This window comes from Streptomyces sp. NPDC029139 (assembly GCF_055564335.1).
Genome location: NZ_JBVHWN010000006.1, coordinates 175,166 through 198,630 on the forward strand (window position 1 = coordinate 175,166; position 23,465 = coordinate 198,630).

Annotated in this window: 22 protein-coding genes; 15 read left to right on the forward strand and 7 right to left on the reverse strand. The window is 71.7% G+C overall.

All coding sequences use genetic code 11. The features are described 5' to 3' along the window. The first annotated feature begins 72 nt into the window (after positions 1–72). The 3 genes from ACZ4VW_RS16640 to ACZ4VW_RS16650 all read left to right on the forward strand — a co-directional run bounded on the left by ACZ4VW_RS16640 (position 73) and on the right by ACZ4VW_RS16650 (position 2,694). Entirely contained in the window at positions 73–1,551 is a 1,479-nt protein-coding gene (locus ACZ4VW_RS16640; protein ID WP_467962851.1) for a glutamate-cysteine ligase family protein, read from the forward strand. A gap of 197 nt (positions 1,552–1,748) precedes the next feature. Next, complete coding sequence (locus ACZ4VW_RS16645; RefSeq protein ID WP_467962853.1) at positions 1,749–2,327, forward strand: RNA polymerase sigma factor; 579 nt, start codon at positions 1,749–1,751, stop codon at positions 2,325–2,327. Continuing rightward, positions 2,299–2,694: a hypothetical protein gene (locus ACZ4VW_RS16650; RefSeq protein WP_467962855.1), complete on the forward strand. Its 396-nt coding sequence runs from the start codon at positions 2,299–2,301 to the stop codon at positions 2,692–2,694. The genes ACZ4VW_RS16645 and ACZ4VW_RS16650 overlap by 29 nt, the downstream gene beginning before the upstream one ends. Here the strand turns inward: ACZ4VW_RS16650 and ACZ4VW_RS16655 are convergent. Together ACZ4VW_RS16655 and ACZ4VW_RS16660 are read right to left on the reverse strand one after the other, a co-directional pair. Beyond that, the gene (locus ACZ4VW_RS16655) at positions 2,604–4,070 is read right to left on the reverse strand and encodes an aminotransferase class I/II-fold pyridoxal phosphate-dependent enzyme (protein ID WP_467962857.1); all 1,467 of its coding nucleotides are present in this window, start codon (positions 4,068–4,070) and stop codon (positions 2,604–2,606) included. The two genes, ACZ4VW_RS16650 and ACZ4VW_RS16655, sit on opposite strands and share 91 nt — an antisense overlap. Positions 4,071–4,196: 126 nt before the next feature. After that, entirely contained in the window at positions 4,197–4,763 is a 567-nt protein-coding gene (locus ACZ4VW_RS16660) for an LppU/SCO3897 family protein (protein WP_467962859.1), read from the reverse strand. A gap of 443 nt (positions 4,764–5,206) precedes the next feature. On the opposite strand from ACZ4VW_RS16660, the gene ACZ4VW_RS16665 reads away from it, so the two are divergent. Beyond that, on the forward strand, positions 5,207–7,018 hold the full coding sequence (locus ACZ4VW_RS16665; protein ID WP_467962861.1) for an ATP-binding SpoIIE family protein phosphatase: 1,812 nt from the start codon (positions 5,207–5,209) through the stop codon (positions 7,016–7,018). A gap of 72 nt (positions 7,019–7,090) precedes the next feature. Here the strand turns inward: ACZ4VW_RS16665 and ACZ4VW_RS16670 are convergent, their stop codons facing one another. After that, entirely contained in the window at positions 7,091–7,432 is a 342-nt protein-coding gene (locus ACZ4VW_RS16670) for a YkvA family protein (RefSeq protein ID WP_467962863.1), read from the reverse strand. A gap of 161 nt (positions 7,433–7,593) precedes the next feature. Here ACZ4VW_RS16670 and ACZ4VW_RS16675 point away from each other — a divergent pair, with 161 nt between their 5' ends. The 5 genes from ACZ4VW_RS16675 (at position 7,594) to ACZ4VW_RS16695 (ending at position 11,371) form a co-directional block, all read left to right on the forward strand. Next, positions 7,594–8,223, forward strand: a complete 630-nt coding sequence (locus ACZ4VW_RS16675; protein WP_467962865.1) for a hypothetical protein — start codon at positions 7,594–7,596, stop codon at positions 8,221–8,223. A gap of 326 nt (positions 8,224–8,549) precedes the next feature. Continuing rightward, positions 8,550–8,993 (forward strand): hypothetical protein, encoded by a 444-nt coding sequence (locus tag ACZ4VW_RS16680; protein WP_467962867.1) that lies wholly within the window; start codon positions 8,550–8,552, stop codon positions 8,991–8,993. 122 nt (positions 8,994–9,115) lie between these two features. Then, entirely contained in the window at positions 9,116–9,799 is a 684-nt protein-coding gene (locus ACZ4VW_RS16685) for a DUF4230 domain-containing protein (protein WP_467962869.1), read from the forward strand. Positions 9,800–9,852: 53 nt separating this feature from the next. Continuing rightward, a complete protein-coding gene (locus ACZ4VW_RS16690; protein WP_467962871.1) occupies positions 9,853–10,365 on the forward strand; it encodes a DUF6328 family protein in 513 nt (170 codons plus the stop codon). Positions 10,366–10,417: 52 nt separating this feature from the next. Continuing rightward, positions 10,418–11,371 carry an aldo/keto reductase gene (locus tag ACZ4VW_RS16695; protein ID WP_467962872.1) on the forward strand — a complete coding sequence of 318 codons (954 nt, stop codon included), beginning with the start codon at positions 10,418–10,420 and terminating at the stop codon, positions 11,369–11,371. A 112-nt stretch (positions 11,372–11,483) separates the two neighbouring features. Here ACZ4VW_RS16695 and ACZ4VW_RS16700 read toward each other — a convergent pair whose 3' ends face one another. Next, on the reverse strand, positions 11,484–11,939 hold the full coding sequence (locus ACZ4VW_RS16700; protein WP_467962874.1) for an SsgA family sporulation/cell division regulator: 456 nt from the start codon (positions 11,937–11,939) through the stop codon (positions 11,484–11,486). 198 nt (positions 11,940–12,137) lie between these two features. Between ACZ4VW_RS16700 and ACZ4VW_RS16705 the strand changes: the two genes are divergently transcribed. Beyond that, positions 12,138–13,196: a hypothetical protein gene (locus tag ACZ4VW_RS16705; RefSeq protein ID WP_467962875.1), complete on the forward strand. Its 1,059-nt coding sequence runs from the start codon at positions 12,138–12,140 to the stop codon at positions 13,194–13,196. A 97-nt stretch (positions 13,197–13,293) separates the two neighbouring features. Here the strand turns inward: ACZ4VW_RS16705 and ACZ4VW_RS16710 are convergent, their stop codons facing one another. Together ACZ4VW_RS16710 and ACZ4VW_RS16715 are read right to left on the reverse strand one after the other, a co-directional pair. Further along, positions 13,294–14,436 carry a lytic polysaccharide monooxygenase gene (locus ACZ4VW_RS16710; RefSeq protein ID WP_467962877.1) on the reverse strand — a complete coding sequence of 381 codons (1,143 nt, stop codon included), beginning with the start codon at positions 14,434–14,436 and terminating at the stop codon, positions 13,294–13,296. Between the two features lie 155 nt (positions 14,437–14,591). After that, entirely contained in the window at positions 14,592–15,728 is a 1,137-nt protein-coding gene (locus tag ACZ4VW_RS16715) for a glycoside hydrolase family 12 protein (RefSeq protein ID WP_467962879.1), read from the reverse strand. A 270-nt stretch (positions 15,729–15,998) separates the two neighbouring features. On the opposite strand from ACZ4VW_RS16715, the gene ACZ4VW_RS16720 reads away from it, so the two are divergent. The 5 genes from ACZ4VW_RS16720 (at position 15,999) to ACZ4VW_RS16740 (ending at position 20,683) form a co-directional block, all read left to right on the forward strand. Continuing rightward, on the forward strand, positions 15,999–18,239 hold the full coding sequence (locus ACZ4VW_RS16720; protein ID WP_467962881.1) for a glycoside hydrolase family 9 protein: 2,241 nt from the start codon (positions 15,999–16,001) through the stop codon (positions 18,237–18,239). A 187-nt stretch (positions 18,240–18,426) separates the two neighbouring features. Beyond that, the gene (locus ACZ4VW_RS16725; protein WP_467962883.1) at positions 18,427–18,861 is read left to right on the forward strand and encodes an Hsp20/alpha crystallin family protein; all 435 of its coding nucleotides are present in this window, start codon (positions 18,427–18,429) and stop codon (positions 18,859–18,861) included. A gap of 338 nt (positions 18,862–19,199) precedes the next feature. Continuing rightward, positions 19,200–19,592: a DUF2267 domain-containing protein gene (locus tag ACZ4VW_RS16730; protein WP_467963187.1), complete on the forward strand. Its 393-nt coding sequence runs from the start codon at positions 19,200–19,202 to the stop codon at positions 19,590–19,592. A 53-nt stretch (positions 19,593–19,645) separates the two neighbouring features. After that, positions 19,646–20,206 (forward strand): GNAT family N-acetyltransferase, encoded by a 561-nt coding sequence (locus ACZ4VW_RS16735; protein WP_467962885.1) that lies wholly within the window; start codon positions 19,646–19,648, stop codon positions 20,204–20,206. Positions 20,207–20,341: 135 nt separating this feature from the next. Continuing rightward, positions 20,342–20,683, forward strand: a complete 342-nt coding sequence (locus tag ACZ4VW_RS16740; protein ID WP_467962886.1) for an alpha-amylase — start codon at positions 20,342–20,344, stop codon at positions 20,681–20,683. A gap of 20 nt (positions 20,684–20,703) precedes the next feature. Here the strand turns inward: ACZ4VW_RS16740 and ACZ4VW_RS16745 are convergent, their stop codons facing one another. Beyond that, positions 20,704–23,463, reverse strand: a complete 2,760-nt coding sequence (locus ACZ4VW_RS16745) for a fumarate reductase/succinate dehydrogenase flavoprotein subunit (RefSeq protein ID WP_467962888.1) — start codon at positions 23,461–23,463, stop codon at positions 20,704–20,706. Positions 23,464–23,465 lie beyond the last annotated feature (2 nt).

Below are 23,465 nucleotides of genomic sequence, written 5' to 3' on the forward strand. Positions count from 1 at the left end.
TTGTGTGGTTGCGCCGCCTCCGGAGTGGGACGCTGAGAGGAGGGGCCGTGCCGACGAGACCCGGGAGGCCCGATGGGACGGGATGTCCCGGCGCTGGAGTTCACCCGTGACGACCGTCGCCGGTTCCGGAACAAGATGCACAGTTGCCTCGACGTGCTCGCGCGGATGCTGCGGGAGTCGCGGTTCGACTTCGAGCGCCCGCAGGTGGGCCTGGAGATCGAACTGAACATCGTGGACCCCGCCGCCGAGCCCACCATGCGCAGCACCGAGGTCCTGGACGCCATCGCGGATCCCATCTGGTCGACCGAGCTGGGCCGGTTCAACCTGGAGATCAACATCGCCCCGCGACGGCTCACCGCCGGCGGCCCCGACTCCTGGGAGCAGGAGATCCGCGACGCGCTCAACCACGCCGAGGAGAAGGCCGCCGCCATCGGCGCGCACCTGGTCATGATCGGCATTCTGCCGACGCTGGAGCAGCGGGACGCCGGCCCCGCGTCGCTGTCGGAGAATCCGCGGTACCACCTCCTGAACGAACAGATCTTCGCCGCCCGGGGCGAGGACCTGCTGATCGCGGTGGACGGGGTGGAGCGCCTGCGGACCTACGCGGACACGATCACACCGGAGGCGGCCTGTACGAGCACCCAGTTCCATCTGCAGGTCTCGCCGAACGAGTTCGCGGACTACTGGAACGCCGCGCAGGCCATCGCCGGCGTGCAGGTGGCCCTGGCCGCGAACTCTCCGTTCTTCTTCGGCAAGGAACTGTGGCGCGAGACGCGTATTCCGCTGTTCGAGCAGGCCACCGACACCCGGCCGGACGAGATCAAGGTCCAGGGCGTACGTCCCCGGGTCTGGTTCGGCGAGCGGTGGATCACCTCCGTCTTCGACCTCTTCGAGGAGAACACCCGGTACTTCCCGGCACTGTTGCCGGTGTGCGAGGAGGAGGACCCCGAGGAGACGCTCGCCCGCGGTGAGACCCCCGCACTGGCCGAACTCACCCTGCACAACGGGACGGTGTACCGCTGGAACCGCCCCGTCTACGCCGTCGTCGACGGCGTACCGCATCTTCGGGTGGAGAACCGGGTCCTGCCCGCCGGGCCCACCGTGGCCGACGTCCTGTCCAACGGGGCCTTCTACTACGGGCTGGTCCGCGCCCTGGTCGACGAGGACCGGCCCGTCTGGTCGCGGATGTCGTTCTCGGCCGCGGAGGACAATCTGCACGCCGCCGCACGGCACGGCATCGACGCGCAGCTGTACTGGCCCGGGACGGGCCAGGTACCGGTGACCGAGCTCGTACTGCGCCGCCTGCTGCCGCTGGCCGAACGGGGGCTCGAGCGGCTGGGCATGGACGCCGCCTGGCGGGAGCCGCTGCTGGGCATCATCGAGCAGCGGTGTGTCACCGGTCGCAACGGCGCGGTGTGGCAGGCCGAGATGTTCCACCACCTCCACGACGACGCCCACATGGACCGCCACGAGGCGCTGCGGCGGATGACCCAGCAGTACATCGACTACATGCACTTGAACGCTCCGGCACACACCTGGCCGGTCGACTGACCCGCGTCGTCCTTCCGCACACGATTTTCCGGACGCAGCCCGAATCCTTTCGGCGGCCCCGCGCCTCCTATACATGTGCCGACAGACGTCGGGACCACATCGGGAGGTCGTCATGATCGTAGGAATCGCCATCGTCGCCGGAGCCGTGCTGCTCTGCACGTGCAGCTACGTCGTCCTGCGCAAGCGAAAGCAAGCCCGTGGCTGACTCGTCCTGGCCGGGTGAACAGCTGATTCTCGCCGCCCAGAACGGCGACGTCGACTCGATCACCGCGGTGGTGTCGGGCGCGCACCCCAACGTGCGGCGATTCGCCCGCTCGCTCTGTGCCACCCCGGAGGACGCCGAGGACGCGGCCCAGGAAGCCCTGATCATCCTCTACCGGAAGATCGGGATGCTGCGGGCTTCCGGCGCTCTGGCGTCGTGGATGTTCCGCATCGTCCGCAACGAGTGCCTGCGGCGCGCGCGGGGGTTGCGCGCCGACGCGCCCCTGCCGGACGCCGCCGTGCGCTCGGCCGAGGACGTGGTGCTGCAGCGCATCGAGGCGGGCAAGGTGGCGGCCGCCATCGCCGCCCTGCCGGCCGAGCAGCGTCGCGTGCTCATCATGCGGGACATCCAGGGTTACAGCGGTCGCATGGCCGCCGAAGCACTCGGCCTCAGCACCGCGGCGATGAAGTCCCGGCTGCACCGCGCCCGCACCGCCGTTCAGCAGTCCCTCCGTGCCCCCTCCGAAGCCGCACCTGGAGACACCCATGACGACACCCACGACCGACGGTCCTGACTTCGCGAGTGCGTCCCTGCCCCGTCACCTGATCCGGGGCGTGATCGGATTCGGCGGTCTGATCGGCTCGGTCGCGCTCATCCCGGCCGTCGGCCCGGTCAGCCTGCTGCTCCTGCCGGTCGGCGTGCTGGCTCTGCGCGGTTGCCCGATGTGCTGGACCATCGGTCTGATGCAGACCCTCTCGCGCGGTCGCCTGCAGCGCACCTGCGAGGACGGTCAGTGCAAGCTGACCGTCGCGGAGCGGGACGGGGAAGCACGCCCGGCCGACTCCGGGCGTCAGTCCTCGACCGTCACCCGTACGGTCATCACCTCGGTGTCCGCCGCGTCCGGTACGACCATGCCCGCGTCCACGCCGCTGCGCAGGTAGTGCAGGACCTCCGAGTTGAGCTTCTCGCCCGGCACCACGGCCGGGATGCCGGGCGGGTACGGCGTCAGCATCTCGGCGCTGACACGGCCGACGGCCTTCTCCCACGGCACCTGCTCGACCCGCCCGAAGAAGGCGTCACGCGGCAGCATGACCTGCTCCAGGCGGAGTTGGGCCGGGTCCGGGACCTCCACCTGGGGCGCCGGGCGCAGTTCGTCGGCGTGGTCGACGACATCGCGCAGTGCGGTGACGAGCACCGCGGCGGTGTGGGCGTCGTCGGCGTGCGTGAGCTGGGCGCTGGTGCGGCGATGGTCGGAGAGGTGGAGGTTGACCCGGTGATGTTCCCGGATCCAGTCGGCGATCCGGTAGCCGGTGGTGCCGAGGGCGCTGGTGTCGACGATGACCTGAAGGGGGTCGAGGTCGGCAGCGCGTCCGGGGCCGCAGAAGTCGTCGCGCCCATGGACGCGGAGCCCGTCGATCTCGGCGATCCGGCCCCGGACCGTCCTGGCGAGGGCCAGCGCCTCCTCGTACAGGGCATGCCCGTGCTGGGCCATCTGACGGCGCCAGCCGTCGAGGGCCGCGTAGACGAGCACGGAGGGGCTGGTGGTGCCGAGGAGGTCCTCGCGGTTCTTGAGCACCTCGGGCTCGATCAGGTCGCCCTGGAGGTGGAAGACCGAGCCCTGCTCCAGACCGGAGCCCATCTTGTGGACGGACGTGACACACACGTCCGCGCCGGCGTCCATGGCCCAGGTCGGCAGATCCGGGTGGAACGGAAGATGGGCTCCCCACGCCTCGTCCACGATGAGCGGCACACCGTGCTCATGGCACGCCTCGGCGATGCCGGGCAGGTCGGAGCAGGTCCCGTACGGTGTCGGCGTCGTGACCAGGGCACCGCGGGCATCGGGATGCTCGGCGAGGGCGGCCCGGAAGGCTTCGGCCGACGGCGGGTGCGCGAGATGGCGCTCGGCGTCCCACTGGGGGTCCACCCAGATCGGCACGATGCCGGCGAGGACGAGCCCCGACACCACGGACTTGTGGGCGTCCCGCCCCACGAGCAGCTTCTCGTGGGGCCCGGCGACGGACAGCATGGCGGCCTTGACCGACAGGGAACTGCCGCAGGTCGAGAAGAAGGTGTGCTCCGCCCCGACGGCATCCGCCATCAGCTCCTGGGCCCGGGAGAGCACACCCTTCGACGAGGTCCGGTCGTCCAGGCCACTGGTGGCCAGCATGTCCGACCGGAAGACGGCCTCGCCGAGAACCGCGCGCACGCGCGCGTCCGCGCCACGCCCCTGCTTGTGACCGGGCGGGGTGAAGGGGATCTGGTTCTCCGCGTGATACGCGGCCAGTGCGTCGAGTACAGGTGCCTCAGAGTGGTCCATGGCACTCGGCTGCCCCGCGAACCGGCACAAAAACACCGCCTCCGAGGGGCGCGCCGGTGCGCTCGGCACCCCGGTGGAACCGAGAAAGCCCCGGACCACGTGGGCCCGGGGCGTTCGTCCTCCCGGCTACTGCTTCAGCTCGTCGAGGCAGAGTACGAACTGCTTGCCCGAGCTGCGCCGCCCGCCGCGGGTCTCCTCCAGGTAGCCGGCGTCCGACTTGCCCTCGCACTTGGTGGTGTCCAGGGTGTCGGGGATCACCTCGACGACCTTGTAGGTGGCCGCGGTGTCACCGCACTCCACCACCTCCAGGTCAGGAGTCACCGTGGACCCGGTGTTCTTGAGGCAGTCTCCGGCCTTCGCGTGATCGGCGTCGTCCTGGCTCGCGAAATAGCCCACCACGCACATGATGAGGACGACCACGACGGCGACGCCCTTGAGGATCTTCATGATGCCGATGCCCCCGCGCCGGGACGGCGGCGCCGGCTGCTGCGGCGGTGCGTTCCACTGCTGCTGGGGCTGGGGCTGGGGCTGGGGCTGGGGCGGCGGCTGCATGGGCATGTGCTGCTGCGGCGGGTAAGGCTGCTGCTGCGGGTACCCGTACCCCGGCTGGGGCGGGTAGCCCTGCGGCGGCTGCTGCGCGTGAGCGCCGGGCTGACCGTACGGGCCGGGCCCTTGCTGCGGCGGAAAGGTCATGCGGGAGTCCCCCGTGAGTGCGTGTGACGTGTCCTTTTGACGCGTGCACGCTATAGGAAACGATCACCACTCCCTAAACCGGCGGTGTCGACGGGCTGCGCCTCTCCTCCTCACCCGGTGTGGCGCCGGAGCGACGAGGAAACGCGGGCCTCCTCGGGGAGCGCGCGACAAGAAGGTTCTTCGTATGCTGGTGGTACGCCAGCCGTGTGCGGCTTGACCTGTGGAAACGGCAGCCATGCGGGTTCGGGTCGGAGGCCCGGCCGACTCCGGTCCCGTCCCGGTGGCCGCGTTCCACCGGGGCCGCGGCCTCCCGCCTCCCCGCCCGTCGCGCCGATCCGGCCGGGTTCCTCACCGGCTGCCCGGTCGGCATCGCCCCGATCGGCCGGAAAGAGGTGCATGCTGGGCACCAACAGCGGTCGAGTTCCTGTTTGGAGGCCGGAAGATTGAACGGCGGCAAGGGGAGACGGCGCCTGGTCGGCCGCGCCTCGGCCGGAAGGGGCGCCACCGCGCACCGCTCGGCCGGTGCCCGCGGGCGGATCGGCCGGAGCGGCGGCGGGGTCCCTTTCGACCGGATCACCACGCGTGGTCGGCTGGCCTGGCTGAACTCCGCGGGATCCAGGATCGGCACCACGCTCGACCTGGAGCGCACGGCGCAGGAGCTGGCCGAGTTCACCGTGCCCGCCTTCGCCGACGGCGCCGCCGTCGACATCCTGGAAAGCGTCCTGCGGGGCGACGAGGGCTCCCGGTGGACGGGTACGGGCGTCCCGCTCATGCGGGCCACCGCGCTGTGCGCGATCGAGTCGCTCTCCTCCCTCGAGCCCACGCCGGTGGGCGAGACCTTCTCCCGCCCCGAAGAGGCGCACGAGACGCTCCTCCACCGCTACTGCCTGCGGCAGGGCAAGCCGGTGCTCGTGAGCCGCATGAGGAACGACGACTTCATCAGGGTCGCGCCCACGGAGAGCGCCGCGGCGAAGATGCGGGCCGCCGGCGTGCACAGCTACCTCGCGGTGCCGCTCATCGCCCGTGGACTGCTGCTCGGCAGCGCGGACTTCGTCCGCGGCCCCGGCAGACCGCCGTTCTCCTCCACCGACCTCGCTCTGGCGGAACAGCTGGCCTCCCAGGCCGCCGTCTACATCGACAACGCCCGCCTCTACGGGCGCGAGCGCGAGCACGTCGTCTCGCTGCAGCGCACGCTGCTCCCCAGGGTGACCCCGGTGACGCCCGGCCTGCGCGTGCAGGCCGACTACGCTCCCTCGACGGCCCACCACGGAGTGGGCGGGGACTGGTACGACGTCATGGCCCTGCCGGGGGGACGGACGGCGCTCATGGTGGGCGACGTCATGGGCCACGGGCTGCCCGCGGCCGCCACGATGGGGCGTCTGCGGACGGTGGCCCGCACCCTCATGACGCTGGACATGGCTCCCGAGCGCGTCCTGGCCCGGCTCGACCTCGCCACGCGTGACCTGGAGGACGAGCAGGTCGCCACCTTCCTCTGCGCCGTGTTCGACCCGGCCGACTCCACCTACACCCTGGCCAGCGCCGGTCACCTGCCGCCGCTGCTGCTCGACGGACAGGGCTCCGCCGAGTTCGCGGACGTACCGATCGGCGCGCCGCTCGGCGCGGGAGTGATTCCGTACGACCCGATCCGGCTGAAAGTCCCCGCGGGCGGCAATCTGGTCATGTACACGGACGGTCTCGTGAAGTCCCGCCACGAGGACCTGGAGCACCAGCTGGACTGTCTGCGCTCGGCGGCACGCGGCCTGACACCCGAGTCCCTCCAGGGCGGCGGCTTGATCACGTGCGCACCGGCCGACGCCGCCCGCTTCGACGAGGCCGTGCTCCTCATCGCGACGACGACCGACTCTGCCGGCCCCGACGACCCGGCCGACCTGCGCGAGTGGCAGCTGCCGAGGGAAGGACGCGCGGCGTCCGTCGCCCGCGGCCTGGTCACGGACCAGCTCGCCGCGTGGGACCTGGCGGAGCTCGCCGATGTGTGCGAACTCGTCGTCTCCGAACTCGTCGGCAACGCCCTGCGGTACGGCAACGGCCCCGGCCGGCTCCGGCTGCTGCGCGGCGAGCGCCTCGTCGTGGAGGTCTCGGACACCGGCCCCGACCTGCCCCAGATCCAGCACGCGGATCTCAGCGACGAGGGCGGCCGGGGGCTTCAGCTCATCAACATGCTGTGCCGCCGATGGGGCTCCTGCCGCACCGTCACCGGCAAGGTGGTGTGGGCGGAACAGAACCTGCCCTCCTGAGGACGCGCGGAACGCGCCCGCCCTGAGGGTGCGGAACCCGCCCCCTCAGGACGGCCGGGACCGCGACCGCCCTCACCGCGTCGGCGGCACCCTCGACGGACCGCCGGCCGCGGCCTTCGAGCCCGCGGGCAGCCGCTCGCGATCCACCCCGCTGCGGGCGGCCGCCGCATGCAACGCCCGCAGGGCGACGAGCAGGACGCCGATGTCGTCCAGGTAGACCGGGTCCGGGATCAGGTCGACCGGCGAGACCGTGTAGACCACCGCCGCCCAGAACAGGGCCTTGGACCGCAGCGGGACACCGGCGTCCAGCAGCAGCTTGCGCGCCCGGAAGACGCGTACGAGCAGAACGGCCGCGTATCCCGCCACCACGAGCAGGAGAACCGCGGCGACGATGAGCCAGAGGGTGCTGTCCATCCCGGTCTCCTACCCGCTTTCGCGCCCGTGACGGCCCCGCCGCGCCGAGGCCACCGCGGCGGTGGGGGTTTGACGGCGCGACAAGCGGCAAGGCGAATCGACGGGTGCCCAGCAAACAGTGACGAACAGCCAGCCAGGAGTCACCGTCCAGGAAGGCAACCATGTCGACCCTGACCGCAGTTCTCATCCTCGCGGTGCTGGTCGCCGCGCTACTGGTGGCCGGTGTCATGCTCCGGGCCCGTACGGGCAGGGGCAGCGGCACACGCTCCCTCAAGCGACGCTTCGGCCCCGAGTACGACCGCACGCTCGAACGGCACGGCGGCGACAGCGAGTCCGCCCACCACGACCTGCGCGAGCGGGTCGAGCGGCACGGCGGCATCCGCCCCCTGCCCCTGGAGCCGGCGATCCGCGAGCACTACGTCGCTCAATGGACCATGCTCCAGGAGCGCTTCGTCGACGCGCCGAGGCAGGCCGTCGCCGATGCCGACGAGCTCGTCACGCGGATCGCCGCGGCCCGGGGCTTCCCGGACCCCCAGCGGCGCGAGGAGCAGCTCGCCGCCCTGTCGGTGCACCATCCGCGCCACGTGGAGGGGCTGCGCACGGTCCGCCGCGTCGTGAACTCCCCGTCCGCCTCCACCGAGGAGCTGCGGGACGCACTGGTGCACGCCCGTGCCCTGTTCGAGGACCTGACGGCGGCCGGGGGTCCGGCCGGCGCCGAAGCCGCCCGGACGCGCACGGAGTCCGGGCGACACCGCGGGCATCTCCTCAAGCCGAAGGGAAGTGGCGCGTGATGGCACGCGAGAACCGGGATCAGTGGTCGGCGAGCGGTACCGAGGGAGACGCACGGCGCGCATCCACGCCGCCGGACACCCCTGAGGGTGCGCGCGGCGCGGGCGGCGCCAAGGGGCCGTCGCCCACCGGAAGCCGGGGAGTCCCTTCCCCGGCCGTACCCGCCCAGCGCGCCGGCCGTCCCGCTACACCGCCTCCCGCACCGCCGGTCGGCGCGCCCCCGCCGCCCACCCCGCCTCCGGTGACGCAGTCGCCGCAGTCCGCCGTCCCGTTCGACGACCCCGGTGCCACGGGCCGGAGCGGTGGGAGCCGCACGCACGCTCCCGCCGTGCCCCCCGCCGCGCCGCGCGGACGTGACACGACGGACCGGCCGGGCGACGGGAGCGGCCCGGGGCCGGGTGACGGCGGCGGGCACGACGTCAGCGGTGCGGGCGGCTCCGCCACCGGTACGGGCCACGAGCCCGCCGCCGGCGGCGGCGACGGCCCGGCCGGGCAGCTGCTCGGCGACGGGGAACGCGACCGTCTCGGACAGCGCCTGCACCACGCGCTCGCGGGGTTCGTCGACTCGCCGCACGACGCGGTCGCCGAGGCGGCCGATGTCCTCGCCGAGGCGGAGCAGCAGCTCATCGCCTCCCTGAGGGACCGTCGTGCCGCGTTGCGGGCGGGCTGGCAGGAGAACGGAGACCCGGACGGCCCGGGCCCCGACACCGAACAGCTCCGGCTCACCCTGCGGACCTACCGCGAGGTGACGGAACGGCTGCTCCGGGCGTGACCCGGCACCACCCTCGCGCGTGACGGAAGCCCTCAGGATCCCCTGGGGGCTTCCGTCACGCCGGGCCCCGGAGCCGAGGTTCATGGGGGAGTGGCGACCCGGTCACGGGGCACCAGGAACCCATGCGAGATGACGCAGAAGACATACCTCCGCACAGAACGCCGAGACGCGAACGGGCCCCGCGCAGATGGCCCGTCGTCGCCGTCGGGCTCGTCGCGCTGTCCCTCGTTCTCTTCCTCCTGGGGCGGTTCGTCCATGTGCCCGGCCTCGACGACGTGTTCGGCGTCGACACGCAGGACCGTTCCGGCCCGGCCGTGCTCAAGTCCATCCAGGACATGCACCGCTACGAGGGCGCCGCCGGCAGCTACCAGGTCGTCGTCGACCTGGAGAAGGACGCCCGACTGCTGCCCGACTCGATCCGCGGGACCCGTACGCTCTTCGTCGCGAGCGGGAGCGTCGCCGCGTACGTCGACTTCGGCGGCATCGGTCAGGGCAGCGTCACCGTCGACGAGACGCGTACCACCGCCACGCTCCGTCTGCCGCACGCGCGGCTCGCCGAACCGGCCATGGACCCCAAGCGCTCCTACACCGTCTCGAAGCAGCGCGGCCTGGTCGACCGACTGGGCGACCTCTTCTCCGACAACCCGGCCGACGAGCGCGCCGTCCACATCCTCGCCGCCGAGCGCATCGGCGACGCCGCGGAGGAGAGCGACCTGACGCAGCGGGCAGAGAAGAACACCACGTCGATGCTGCAAGGTCTGCTCCGCGCCCTCGGCTTCGAGCGGGTCACGGTCACGTACGCCTGACACCTCCGGCCGACATCCACACCTGACGCACTATTTCCCAGGAGGAAGCTTTCATGGACGAACGACAGGACGGGGCGACGGCTCGGTCGGGCGGTCGGGCCGAGACGGAGGAGGAGCGCGCCGACCGGCGCTGGCAGGAACTCATCCAGGAGATAAGGGTCGCCCAGACCGGCGTGCAGATCCTTCTCGGCTTCCTTCTCACGGTGGTCTTCACCCCGCTCTTCCAGGACTTGGACCAGACGGACAAGACGATCTACATCATCACCGTCGTCCTGGGGTCCCTCGCCACAGGTGCGCTGATAGGACCGGTCTCCTTCCACCGGATCGTGTCCGGACGGCGGATCAAACCGCAGGCGGTCGTCTGGGCGTCGCGGCTCACCTTCACCGGCATCCTGCTGCTCCTCGCGACGCTGACGTCGGCGCTGTTCCTCATCCTGAGGGTGGCCACCCACGACCCGTACGTGCCCTGGCTCGTCTCCGGCGTCCTGGTCTGGTACCTGTCCTGCTGGTTCGTTCTGCCCCTGTGGGTCCGTACCCGGTACACCAGCGGGGCCGGCGCCGGCTGACCCCGCACGCGGCCCCGGGCGCCGTGTCGCGTACGTGTGCGAAGGTGACCCGGTGAGCACGCCCGAGAAGACCGACCACCGCCTCCTCCTCGGCTGTATGGGCCTGGGGGGAGGCTGGGACACGATGCCCCACACGGCCGCCGACATCGCCGCGGCGGAGACCGCCGTCGAGGCGGCGCTGGACAGCGGCATCACCGCCTTCGACCATGCCGACATCTACCGGCACGGAAAGTCCGAAGCGGTCTTCGGCGAGGTCCTGGCCCGCTCGGCCGGGCTGCGTGAGCGGATCACCCTGCAGACCAAATGCGGCATTCGCCTGGCGGAAGGGGACCGGCCCGGCCTGTACGACCTGCGGGGCTCCTCCCTCGTCCGCAGGGTCGAGGAGAGCCTGGAGCGGCTGCGCACCGACGTCCTCGACGTCCTCCTGCTGCACCGCCCCGACCCGCTGGCCGACCCCGCCGACATCGGTGAGGCCCTGACGTCGCTCCACCGTCAGGGCCTGGTCCGCCGGTTCGGCGTCTCGAACATGAACGCGGCGCAGATCGCCCGGCTCCAGGCCCACATGGACCTGCCGCTCGTGGCCGACCAGCTGGAGATGAGCCTGCACCGGCGCGCGTGGCTCGAGGACGGCGTCCTCGTCAACACTCCGGAGTCCGCGGCCAACGGCTTCCCCGCCGGTACCGTCGAGCACTGTCTGACCCACGGCATCGGGCTCCAGGCGTGGGGCGCACTGGCCCAGGGACGCTACACCGGGGCACAGCAGACGGCGCGGGAGACGGCCACGGCCGCTCTGGTGGCCTCGCTCGCCGAGGCCAAGGGCACCACGCCCGAGACGATCGTCCTCTGGTGGCTCCGGCGGCACCCGGCCGCCATCACGCCCGTCATCGGTACGTCGAACCCGGAACGGATCCGCGCGTGCAGGGACGCGGCCATGGGGGAGCCCGACCTGAGCCACGAGGAGTGGTACACCCTGTGGGTCTCCGCGCGCGGCGCCGCGCTGCCGTAGCCGTGTCCGGGCGGCGCCGATGCGGGTGTGCCGCTCGGGGGCGTCCGGCCGATCGTGCCGGGCCCGCGCGCCCTGGCACCGCGCCTCGCCGCGGCTGATCGACCGGACACCCCTACGGCCGCGCGAAGAGCTGAGAGGTCTCGGCCGCCCAGTCGATCCGCGCCGACTCCTCGCCCTCGGGCACGGCACCGTACGTCTCGCCCAGCCAGTTCCGCAGGCCCGCGCGGTCGACGTCGACCACGGCGCACGCGCCGGCCTCGCCCAGCCGCATGCGGACGCGTCCTTCCCTGCCACCGCAGCGCAGCGGCCACAGCCGGACGTCGCCCTCCCCGCTCAGGACACGGGTCCCGGAGCGCAGCAGCTCACGGGAGAAGGTCCAGTCGACGACCCTGCCCATCGGAAGCCGGAAGGCGATGCGTACGGCCCAGGGGTCGTCCGGGTCGTAGTGGAACGTGGCCCCGATGGGCAGGGCGGTCGCTCCGTGGACCTGGCGGGCGGTGGTGTGCCACGCCCGCACCGGAGGTGCCGGGGGCCTCTGGGTGGTCTCGTGCCGGCTCGAATCAGACATCGTCACCCGTTCCGTCGGGGGAGATCGCGCCGCTGGCTGAGCGGCGCCGTACCCCTCGCTCGTAACCCCGGATCAGGATTTCACGCATGCTTTCGGTGCGAGGGGCCTGAAAGAGTGCCCTCCTCGCAGGGCCGTGACGGGTTCACGGAGGCCCGCCCCGCCGCAAGGGTCCGCTCCGGGATACGCGATCATGGCCGGATGAACGCACAACGGGGAAGCAACGCAAAGGAATTTGTCCAGGAACTCGCCCTGCGGCTCGTCGCGGCCGACACCGACGGCTGGGCGCCGGAGGGGGTGAGGGCCGTGGCGGCGGAGCTGGGCTGGACGTGGCAGGACACCTCGGACGCGCCGGTGTTGATCACCGGTCGGTCCACGGGCGATGCCCGGCTCCGCCCGGTCGGCGAGTACGAGAAGCGGTACGTCGGCGGTGAGTCGTACGTGGAGATCGCGGTTCCGGTGGCGGCCCCCGCGCCGGACGCCGCGGCGCAGGCAGCAGCCTTCCGCGCCGCCAAGGAGGACGTGACCGCGGTGCTGGGCGAACCGTCCGTCATGGGCTCGCACGGCGACCTGGGCCCCTTCTACGACAGCGGCCCGCTCTGGGGCGCACCCTTCCTGCGCTGGCGCGGCAGGCCGAACACCCTCGAACTGCGCGCCGGGAGGACGGGACCGGAACTGGTCCTGCAGCCCACCGACCCGGCGGAGAACTGGTTCTGGCGTCAAGGCATCGGTGAGGAGCACTCGATCAGCGGTTTCTTCGGCAGCAACCGCGACGAGGCCAACATCGGCCTCGGCTTCCCCGGCGGCTGGACCGCCCGGAGCTGGGAGACCGTCACGCGCTCGCTGGGGGATTTCCTCGGAACGCTGCCCGCCGAGACCACGGCCCTGGGCATCCGGATCGCGATGCCGCTCTACGGACGCAACAGCCGCAGCGCGCCCCTCCTCTTCGAGGTGGCGTGCGGCGACCGGCTCTCGATCGGCTGCTTCCCTCCGGACGAGGTCGACCCGGCCGCACTCGGCTGGGGCACGGTCGCCGAACACCCGCACACGGCCTCGGTCTTCAGCGACGACGATCCGGTGTGGCGGGTGGACGCCGGAGGCCCCGGCGAGCCGAAGGGCCGCGCACTCGCGGAGATGCTCGTGGCGACGGCCAGGGCGGCGGGCGTGAGCGAGCCCACCGACCTGATCGTCGGCGGCGAGGCGGAGTACGTGGACGGCTACCACATCACCTACTACGGCCTGGGCCTGCCGACCGGCTGACCTTCTCCCGCGGCGCGCACCCCGTGGGGAGGAGCCCCGCTGAGCGCCGGAGAATGCCGGTTCCCGCCGACGCGGGAACCGGCGCCTGTCTCAGGGGCTACGGATCGACGCACACGAGGGAGCCGACCGGAAAATTGTTGCCGGTCGACGTCGCGGTGAACCCGAAGGTGACGCTGCCGTCCGGCGGGATGGTCCGGTTGTAGTCGAGGTTCCTGACCGTGAGCGTGCCGTCGGGGCCGGTGCTCGGCGCGCCGTTCCACAGGCTGCTGATCCGGGTTCCCGCGCCGGGCGTCCACTTCACGGCCCAGCCGTCACGGGCTGTCGTGGCGTGGTTCATGACCTCGACGGAACCCTGGAAGCCGCCGTTCCAGGCGTTCGTGACCCTGTAGACGGCCATGCACCCGGTGTGCGGGTCGGTCGGCGTGGGCGTCGGATCCGGGGTAGGGGTGGGCGTCGGCGTCGGCGTCGGGGTGGGTGTCGGGGTGGGTGTCGGTGTGGGCGTGGGTGTCGGGGTGCCGCCCGAGCCGCGGATGCCGGTGACCTCGCCGTTGCCGCCGTCGAAGACGATGTCGGAGCAGGAGAAGAAGTTCTCCTGGCTGTCCGAGCGCACCCACTGGATGAACAGCACCGCGTCACCCGAGCGGCCCGCCGGCAGGTTCAGATCCCAGTGGTAGTGGCCGCCGTCCGTGCCCGGTGAGCCCGACTGCGGTGGGTCGGTGACGGTCTGGATCAGCTCCAGGTCGTCCCAGCCCAGTGCGGAGGCGGGCGAGTAGCCGGGCTTCGACAGGTACACCCGGAAGGAGCCCGGGTGCGCGGCCCAGTTGCTGTGCCTGACCTGGACCGTCTTCCCGGACGTCAGGTGCGTTCGGGGCCAGTCGGTCCGGGCGGCGTTGTATCCGGTGAAGTCGTACGGAGACCGGTCACCGGCGCTGCACAGAGTTGCGTCCGGGACGTAACCGGGCCCGCGCCCGCCCGCCTGGGAGTCGAGCACGGCGAACCAGTTGTACAGGGAGTTCGCGCCGCTCTCGTCGAGAGCCGCCCTGCACGCCGGGTTGGTGGGGTCCAGGGCGCCGGTGGCCGTTCTGGCGTCCAGCCAGCAGAGGTAGGTGCGCGACCCCGGCGTCATCGTGACGCCGTGCGCCTGCGCGCTGCCCTGGCCCAGCAAGGTCAGGCCGAGGCCGCCGAGCAGCGTCGCGAGTACCGCCAACAGGGAGGCGAGTCGTTTCTTCCGTCCAGCCATGATGTCTCCTGTGCGTGGGGTGAACTGTTCTCCGGTCGGTGTGCTCCTCGTGCGGTGACGGTGCGGTGGAGAGCCCTCCCGCGGGGCGCCGGGGCCCCGGGGCCCCGGGGCCCCGGGTCGGTCGTGGGTCGGTCGGGGTCGGTCGGCGGATCGGGTCACGTACAGACGGCGCCGTTGAGGCTGAACCCTGAGGGCGGCGCGAACGTGCCGCTGTAGGTGCCCTGGAAGCCGAACGTCTGGGTGGCGCCGGGCGCGATCCGCGCGTTGTGCGCGAGGCCGGTCGCCGTCACGGGCCCCGAGGCAGCTGTGACGGAGGCGTTCCACGCCTGGGTGATGCGCTGCCCCGAGGGGAGGGTGAACGACAGCTTCCACGGATCGACGGGGACCGATCCGGTGTTGGCGACGGTGACGTCGGCGGTGAAGCCGCCGGCCCAGACGTTGGTCGCGTACGTCACCTTGCAGGCCGTCGACGGGCCGGGTTCACCGGGGCCGGGTTCACCGGTGCCTGGGCCACCGAGGTTCACGGCGGAGGAGAAGGAGTGCACCGCCAGCCCGGCGCCGTTCTCCCACGGCTCGAAACCGGCCTGAACACTGGTCAGATACCAGTTGTTCTGAGCCATGCCACGGGAGACGGTCTCCCGGACGAAGTCCATGACGTCGAAGCTCCAGCCGGGGATGGCCGCCGGGGCGACGAAGGAGATGACGTCGTTGGAACCGTTGCTGCCCGTCCACACCTGCCAGGTGCGCCCGGCCACGGTGGCGGTGCCGACCGGTGAGCCGATCGGCTGGACGGGACCGGCCTTGTGGAACCAGATCATGATCTCGGTCCGGTTCACCCCGTCCGTCCTGGGTGTCGGGTCCAGCCAGATGTCGTACGAGGCGTTGTACACCGCGTCGCCGACATAGCCGTACGAGATGCTGCTGGGGGCGCTCGCGATCTTGCTGACCTGCGCCGGGAGGCTGGTTCCGGGCGAACAGTTGGTGTAGTGGCAGCCGTTGAAGACCGACGGATAGGACTTCGGGGCGCCGTTGGTGGGCACGGCGCCGTCGGCCCTGGTCACCCGGAAACCGGTGTCGGTGGCGGTGACGCACTGGGGAGCGCTGGTGCCCCAGCGGTTGTTCTGGATGACGTAACGGCCCTGGATCGTCGTGGAACCGTACTGTTCGCAGATCAGGGTGTCGGCCCGGGCCGCGGGCGCGGCGGTCACGAGAGCCGCGACGGTGGCGAGGACGAGGAGCAGCGCGCCGAGCATGCCGCGCGTGGTGGTGGGGCGATGCGGTGACGCTCGCATGTGGGGGGCCTCTCTGGGGACGGTGATCGAAGGGAGCGGCCCGACTGTCCGCTGGGAGCGCTCCCACGACTGGGCACTGTAAAAGGCTGAGATGCCCCTGACAACCCATCGGGCGGAGGGGCGAACTGCGTGCCCCTGGGCCCCGGTTGTTCGATCCCGTGCCGTCCTGGCCGTTGACGTCGACCGGTCCGGCCGCGACGATGGCCACCGCCGGTATGGGAGCGCTCCCATAGTGGTGTTCCGCTCCGCCCCCCTACGAGGAGCCCAGACGTGAACAGTCGTAGAACCGCCTTGCTGACCCTGTCCGCCCTGCTGGCGACGGGTCTCGCCGCGGTGCCCGCCGGCCCAGCGGGGGCGGACGAGACCGAGCAGATCAGAAACGGCACCTTCGACGCGGCGACCGACGCGTGGTGGACGGACAACGTCACCGTCGGGCCGTCCGACGGCAGGCTCTGCGCCGACGTGCCGGGTGGCACGGCGAACCGCTGGGACGCCGCCGTCGGCCAGAACGACATCAGCCTCGTGAAGGGAGAGTCGTACCGGTTCAGCTTCACCGCGACGGGCGCCCCCGAAGGCAATTCCGTCCGCGCGGTCGTGGGCCTCCAGGTGTCGCCGTACGACGCGTACCACGAGGTCACTCCGCAACTGAGCGTCTCCGGCAACACGTACACCTACACGTTCGCCTCACCCGTCGACACCACCCAGGGCCAGGTCGCCTTCCAGCTCGGCGGCGGCGCCGAGCCCTGGCGGTTCTGCCTCGACGACGTGTCCCTGCTGGGCGGCGTGCCCCCGCAGCGGTACGAGCCCGACACCGGCCCTCGCGTCCGGGTCAACCAGGTCGCCTACCTGCCCCGCGGGCCGAAGAACGCCACCCTCGTCACCGACGCGACCGCACGGCTGCCGTGGGAGCTGAAGAACGCCACCGGCACCGTCGTCGCGCGCGGCTGGACCGTGCCGCGCGGCGTCGACCCGTCCTCAGGGCAGAACGTCCACTCGATCCACTTCAGTGATCACCGTGGCGTGGGGGAGGGTCTCACGCTGGTCGCCGACGGCGAGACCAGCCGCCCCTTCGACATCGGCACCGCCGCCTACGAGAAACTGCGCCTGGACGCGGGGAAGTTCTACTACACCCAGCGCAGCGGGGTGGAGATCCGGGACGACCTGCGGCCCGGTTACGGCCGCGAGGCCGGTCACGTCGACGTCGCCCCCAACCAGGGGGACGGGAACGTGCCCTGTCAGCCCGGCGTGTGCGACTACACGCTCGACGTCACCGGCGGCTGGTACGACGCCGGTGACCACGGCAAGTACGTCGTCAACGGCGGCATCTCGGTCTGGCAGCTGCTCAGCACCTACGAGCGAGCCCGGCTCGCCCGCACCGGGCAGGCAGGAAAGCTGGGCGACGGCACGCTGAACATCCCCGAGAGCGGCAACAAGGTCCCGGACATCCTCGACGAGGCCCGCTGGGAGCTGGAGTTCCTGCTCAAGATGCAGGTGCCGGACGGCAAGCCGCTCGCCGGCATGGTCCACCACAAGATCCACGACGAGCAGTGGACCGGCCTGCCGCTGATGCCCTCCGACGACCCGCAGAAGCGTGAACTGCACCCGCCGACCACCGCGGCCACCCTGAACCTCGCGGCCACCGCGGCCCAGGCGGCCCGCCTCTACAAGCCGTACGACCCGGGGTTCGCCGCCGGCGCGCTCGCGGCCGCCCGCACGGCCTGGGCCGCGGCCCTCGCCCACCCCGACGTCCTCGCCTCGGAGAGCGACGGCATCGGCGGCGGCAGCTACGCCGACCGCGACGTCACCGACGAGTTCTACTGGGCGGCCGCCGAGCTGTACCTGACCACGGGCGGGAAGGAGTTCCAGGACCACATCCTGAACTCCCCGGTCCACACCGCCGACATCTTCGGGCCGATCGGCTTCGACTGGGCGCGCACGGCCGTCCCCGCCCGGCTCGACCTGGCCACGGTCCCGAACCGGCTGCCCGGCCGCGACAAGGTCCGCCAGTCCGTGCGCAAGGGAGCCGACCGCTACCTCGCCACACTGAACGCCCACCCCTACGGCATGCCGTACGCCCCCGAAGGCCACCGGTACGACTGGGGCTCCACCCACCAGATCCTGAACAACGCCGTCGTCCTGGCCACCGCCTACGACCTCACCGGCGGCGCGAAGTACCGCGACGGGGCCGTGCAGGCGATGGACTCCGTCCTGGGCCGCAACGCCCTGAACATCTCGTACGTCACCGGCTTCGGCGAGGTCAGCGCGCAGAACCAGCACAGCCGCTGGTACGCCCGCCAGCTCGACCCGAGGCTGCCGCGCCCGCCCGTCGGCTCGCTCTCCGGCGGCCCGAACTCGAGCATCCAGGACCCGCTCGCCCAGAGCAGGCTCCAGGGGTGTGTCGGTCAGTTCTGCTACATCGACGACATCCAGTCCTGGTCGACCAACGAGCTCACGATCAACTGGAACTCCGCACTGACCTGGATGGCCTCCTTCGTGGCCGATCAGGGCTGACCGGGACCGGCCGGGGCGGGCCGGCTGCTGACCGTGGCGAGCGGGGGCGGGGCCGGTTTCGGTCCCGCCCCCGCGTCGTCATCGATCCGTTGACATGAGACTTGTCGTCGTTCGGATGACATGTTACAAAGGTGTCAGGTGAAGCGCATTGGCAGTCACTGCCTGATCCCATTGGAGGTGTTTCGCGATGTTGATGCGCACCGACCCGTTCCGCGAGCTCGACCGCCTCACCCAGCAGATGCTGGGCTCCACGGGGACCTGGTCGCGGCCGTCGGCGATGCCGATGGACGCCTACCGCGAGGGCGACGTCTACGTCATCGCCCTCGATCTGCCCGGTGTCGCGCCGGAAGCGATCGACATCGACGTGGAGCGGAACATGCTGACGGTCAAGGCCGAGCGCCGACCGGTCGCGAAGGCCGACGACGTCCAGATGGAGCTGTCCGAGAGGCCCCTCGGAGTCTTCTCCCGGCAGCTGATGCTGGCCGACACCCTCGACACCGAGGCCATCGCCGCCGACTACGAGGCGGGCGTGCTCACTCTGCGTATTCCGATCGCCGAGCGCGCCAAGCCCCGCAAGATCACCATCAACCGGGGCGACGACCGCAAGCAGATCAGCGGCTGAACCGTCACGAACGCCGGGAGCGGGGGGCGGAAGTCCTCCCCCTCCTCCGTCCTCCCCTCCCCGCCCCGGCCGCGCGGTCCTCGGCGTCGTCACCGGCGCGGCGGACGAGGACCTGCTGACCGCGGCCCTGCACACCTTCACCCCGCGCCCGGCTACGACCCCCGGTCGGCCGGCGCCTCTGGAAATGTGTCCGCTCCGCCCGGTCCACGGATTCCACGAACCGGGCGCCGAAGAGAACGGCGATCTCTCCCAGCATGACTCTTCAGACCGAGACCATGGCAGCCCCCGTCTCCGGAACCGGAACCGGAACCGTCACCGGCGCTGCGTCCTACTCCGGCATGATCGAGCGTGTGCGCTACGAAGGCGCCTATCCGACGCGTGAGCGCGCCGAGGAAGTCGTCCACTCCGTACTCGCCGCTCTGGGACGGCAGCTCGTCGGTGACGAGCGGGTCGACCTCGCCGCTCGCCTCCCCGTCGAGGCCGCCCTGGTCCTCACCGCCCAGATCCCCGCGACCACACCGCTGACCGGCTGGGAGTTCGTCAAGGACCTCGCCCAGCGCACCGGCGGCACTCCCGCCACCGCCCGCTGGAACGTCGGCGCGGTCCTCGCCGCCGTGTCCCAGCTCGCCGGACCGGAACTCATCGACCGCATCATCGGCCAACTCCCCTCCGGCTACGCCCTCCTCTTCGGCAAGGCCGAACTTCATCAGCCCAGGTACCGGGCCGCGTGAGCTTCTGCCTTATCCGTTTGCCGCCGACCGAGCCGGTCGGATAGGAAGCTCACATGTTGAGAGGCAGCACGGTCGGGCTCAGGGCCCGGCACGAGGACGACATTCCGATCCTGCGGACCGAGCTCTACGACGATGTGGTCAACGGCTCGCGGGCCGAAGCCGCGCCGTGGCGGCCCATCGCGCCGGGCTCGAAGGATCCGCGGCTCGTGGTGGACGACACGAACCAGGGCTCCGTCCCGTTCTCCGTGGTGGAGTTGGAGGGCGGCACCCTGGTCGGCACCGCGACGCTGTGGGGCATCGACAACCATCACCGGTCCGCGCACATCGGCCTCGGACTGCTGCCGTCCGCCCGCGGCAAGGGCTACGGAACCGACGTGGTCGCGGTGCTGTGCCACTACGGGTTCATCGTGCGCGGCCTGCAACGGCTGCAGATCGAGACGCTTTCGGACAATACCGGGATGCTGCGCTCCGCAGAGCGCAACGGCTTCGTCCGTGAGGGCGTGCTGCGCTCCTCGGCCTGGGTGCTGGGTGAATTCCTGGACGAGGTGCTGCTCGGGCTCCTCGTCCACGAGTGGAAGGCGCACGCGACGGCCCAGGCGCCGGTGCGGACGTAGTCAGCAAGGGCTTGCAGGAACTTTCAGCTCGGAAAATGTACGGTGACCTGGGTGTTCCTACTCTTTGCTGATCAGTGACTGAAAATACATTCAAGTGTTTGCGCAAGTTCTTACCGGGTCGCCAGGATGCGGGGCATGACGAACTCGTTCTCCATGCCCCGCATGTCACGGCCCGTCGCCCTCGCGGCCACGGCCGCCGTCGGTCTCCTGGCCGCTCTGACCGCCGTTCCGCCCGCCGCGGCGGTCACCGGTTCGGAGCCCCCCGAGTGCGTGCAGCTCTACTCGAGCTGGCGCTACACCACGGTCGTCAACAGCTGTGACAGCACCGTCGCCGTCACGGTGGCGTACGCGGACGGCCAGACCGCCCCCTGCCGCGTCATCGAACCCGGAGCGGCGGCGACCTTCGCCGGATACGGGCCGCAGCTCAACCAGGTGACGGCACTGCGGACCTGCGAACCCGATCCCCTTCCGTCCTGACGATCCACACCTGACCCCGCTCACGACACCGCGCGCGACGCGTAGGCGCGGATGTCGGCGTCGGGATCGGTGATGGCCGTCGCGAGGGCGGCGCGGGCTTCGGCGTCGGCGCGGTGGGCGAGGAGGGAGAGGACGGCGGCCTTCCGCACATCGGCGTTGAGGTCGTCCAGGGTTTTGGCCAGAGCGGGGACGGCCTGCGCGGTCGAGGCCGAGCGGAGGCCGGTCGCCGCGCCGGCCCGGACCTGCCAGGCGGGATCCGCCAGGGCGGCCACGGCCCGCGCCGCGTACGGGACCGGGCAGCCGGTGGCGGCCAGCGCGGCGAGGGCGGCGGCGCGGACGAGCGAGTCGGCGTCGTCCAGCAGCGGCTCGAGCGGCGCGGACGCCGGGGAGCGCACGGCCGCCAGGCCGCGGGCCACCGCGACCCGTACCTCGCGGGCCGGATCGGTTGCGGCCCCCGCCAGTTGCGGTACCGCGTCCACCGAGACCAGGGCCCGGACGGCGGTGATGCGGACCTCGACGTCGCCGTCGGCCAGCGCGGCGGCGTACACCCCGGCGTCGCCCAGCCGCAGGGCCCGCAGCACGTCGAGCGCGGCGGTGCGGACGGCCGGGTCGGCGACGTCCAGAGCTTCCTGGAGCGCCGCGCCCAACCGCGAATCCGCGGGCAGCACCTCGACCAGTTCGCGCAGCGCTGCCGCGGCGGCGGCCCGGACCTGCGGAGCGGTGTCCCGCAGGCGCTCGGCGAGCGCGGGACCCGCGCCGGCCGGCACCGTCTCGCCGAGGGCGGCCACGGCGGCCACCCGCACCGCCGGGTCGGCGTCCACGAGGTAGGGGCGGAGGGCCTCCAGGTCGGGGGACTCCTCGGCCAGGGAGAGGAGACGGAGGAGGGCGGGGCTGGGCGCGGTGACGTCGAACGCCTCGTCCGTGGCCGGTGCCGCGTCGTCCGGCCCCGTCGGGGGCGTGGCGGGGCGGGCCGCCGGGGCGGCCTCCCGCGGGCCGGCCGTGGCCACCGGCACCAGCGCCACCTCGCCGAGCCACCTCTCCGGCCCCTGCTCCGGCGTGAACTCCGGCACCGGGACCACATACGGTTCGACCGGCCGCGCGGTGAACTCCATCGCTCCGGAAGCGGACTTGCGCAGGTCGAGGTGGTGCAGCCAGCCGGTGTCGTCCCGCCCCGGGTGGTCCAGCCGCTCGTGGTACAGGCCCCACCGGGACTCGGTCCGGGCCAGCGAGGCCCGGGCGGCCATCTCCGCGCAGTCCCGGATGAAGGTCACCTCCGCGCACCGCATCAGCTCGTGCGGCGTGCGCGCGCCCATCCCGGCGATCTCCTGTGACATCCGGGTGAACGCCTCCACCGCCAGCGACAGCTTCGCGCCCGTCTTCGGCGGTGCCACGTAGTCGTTGACGAACCGCCGCAGCTTGTACTCCACCTGCGGCTGCGGCGGCCCGTCGGGGTGGCGCAACGGCCGGTAGACGAGGTCGTGGGCGGCGGCCAGCTGGTCGGAGGGCAGCACGCCCTCGTACGCCCGGTACCGCGAGGCGTCCTCACCGGCCAGATCGCCGTAGACGAACGCGCCGATCATGTAGTTGTGGGGTACGCAGGCCAGGTCGCCGGCCGCGTACAGCCGGGGCACGGTGGTGCGGGCGTGCGCGTCCACCCGGACCCCGGACGCCGAGTGCCCGCCGCAGAGTCCGATCTCCGAGATGTGCATCTCGATGTCATGCGTGCGGTAGTCGTGGCCGCGGTTCTGGTGGAACGTGCTGCGGGTGGGCCGCTCCGTCGTGTGCAGAATCGATTCGACCGAGGCGATGGTCTCGTCCGGCAGATGACTGAGCTTGAGGTACACCGGACCCCGGTCGGAGGCGAGTTCGGCCGCGAACTCGGCCATCATCTGCCCCGACCAGTAGTCGGACTCCACGAACCGCTCGCCGTGCCGGTTGACCTGGTACCCGCCGAAGGGATTCGCGACGTACGCGCACGCCGGCCCGTTGTAGTCCTTGATCAGCGGGTTGATCTGGAAGCACTCGATCCCGGTCAGCGCGGCCCCCGCGTGGTAGGCCATCGCGTACCCGTCGCCCGCGTTCGTCGGGTTCTCGTACGTCCCGTAGAGATAGCCGGAGGCGGGCAGACCGAGCCGGCCGCACGCCCCGGTGGCCAGGATCACCGCGCCCGCCCGCACGGTGACGAACGCGCCGGTGCGGGTGTCGAAGCCGGCCGCGCCGATGGCCCGGCCGTCGTCCGGGTGGGTCAGCACCCTGACCGGCATGACCCGGTTCTCGATGCGGATCCGCTCCCTCATCTCGCGCCGCCGCAGCTGCCGGTAGAGGACCTTCTTGACGTCCTTGCCCTCCGGCATCGGCAGCACGTACGAACCGGACCGGTGCACCTGCCGCACCGCGTACTCGCCGTGCTCGTCCTTCTCGAACTTCACCCCGTACGACTCCAGCCGCTGGACCATCGCGAAGCCGCGGGTCGCGGTCTGCCGGACGGTGGACTGGTCGACGACGCCGTCGTTGGCACGGGTGATCTCGGCGACGTAGTCGTCGGGTTCGGCCCGGCCCGGGATGATCGCGTTGTTGACCCCGTCCATGCCCATGGCGAGGGCGCCGGAGTGCCGGACGTGCGCCTTCTCCAGAAGCAGCACCTGTGCGCCGCGTCCGGCGGCGGTCAGCGCGGCCATGGTGCCGGCGGTGCCGCCGCCGATGACCAGGACGTCACAGGACAGTTCGGTCGCGTCGGCGAGGGCGGGGATGGCCGTCGGGGTGTCCACCAGGGTGTCCACGG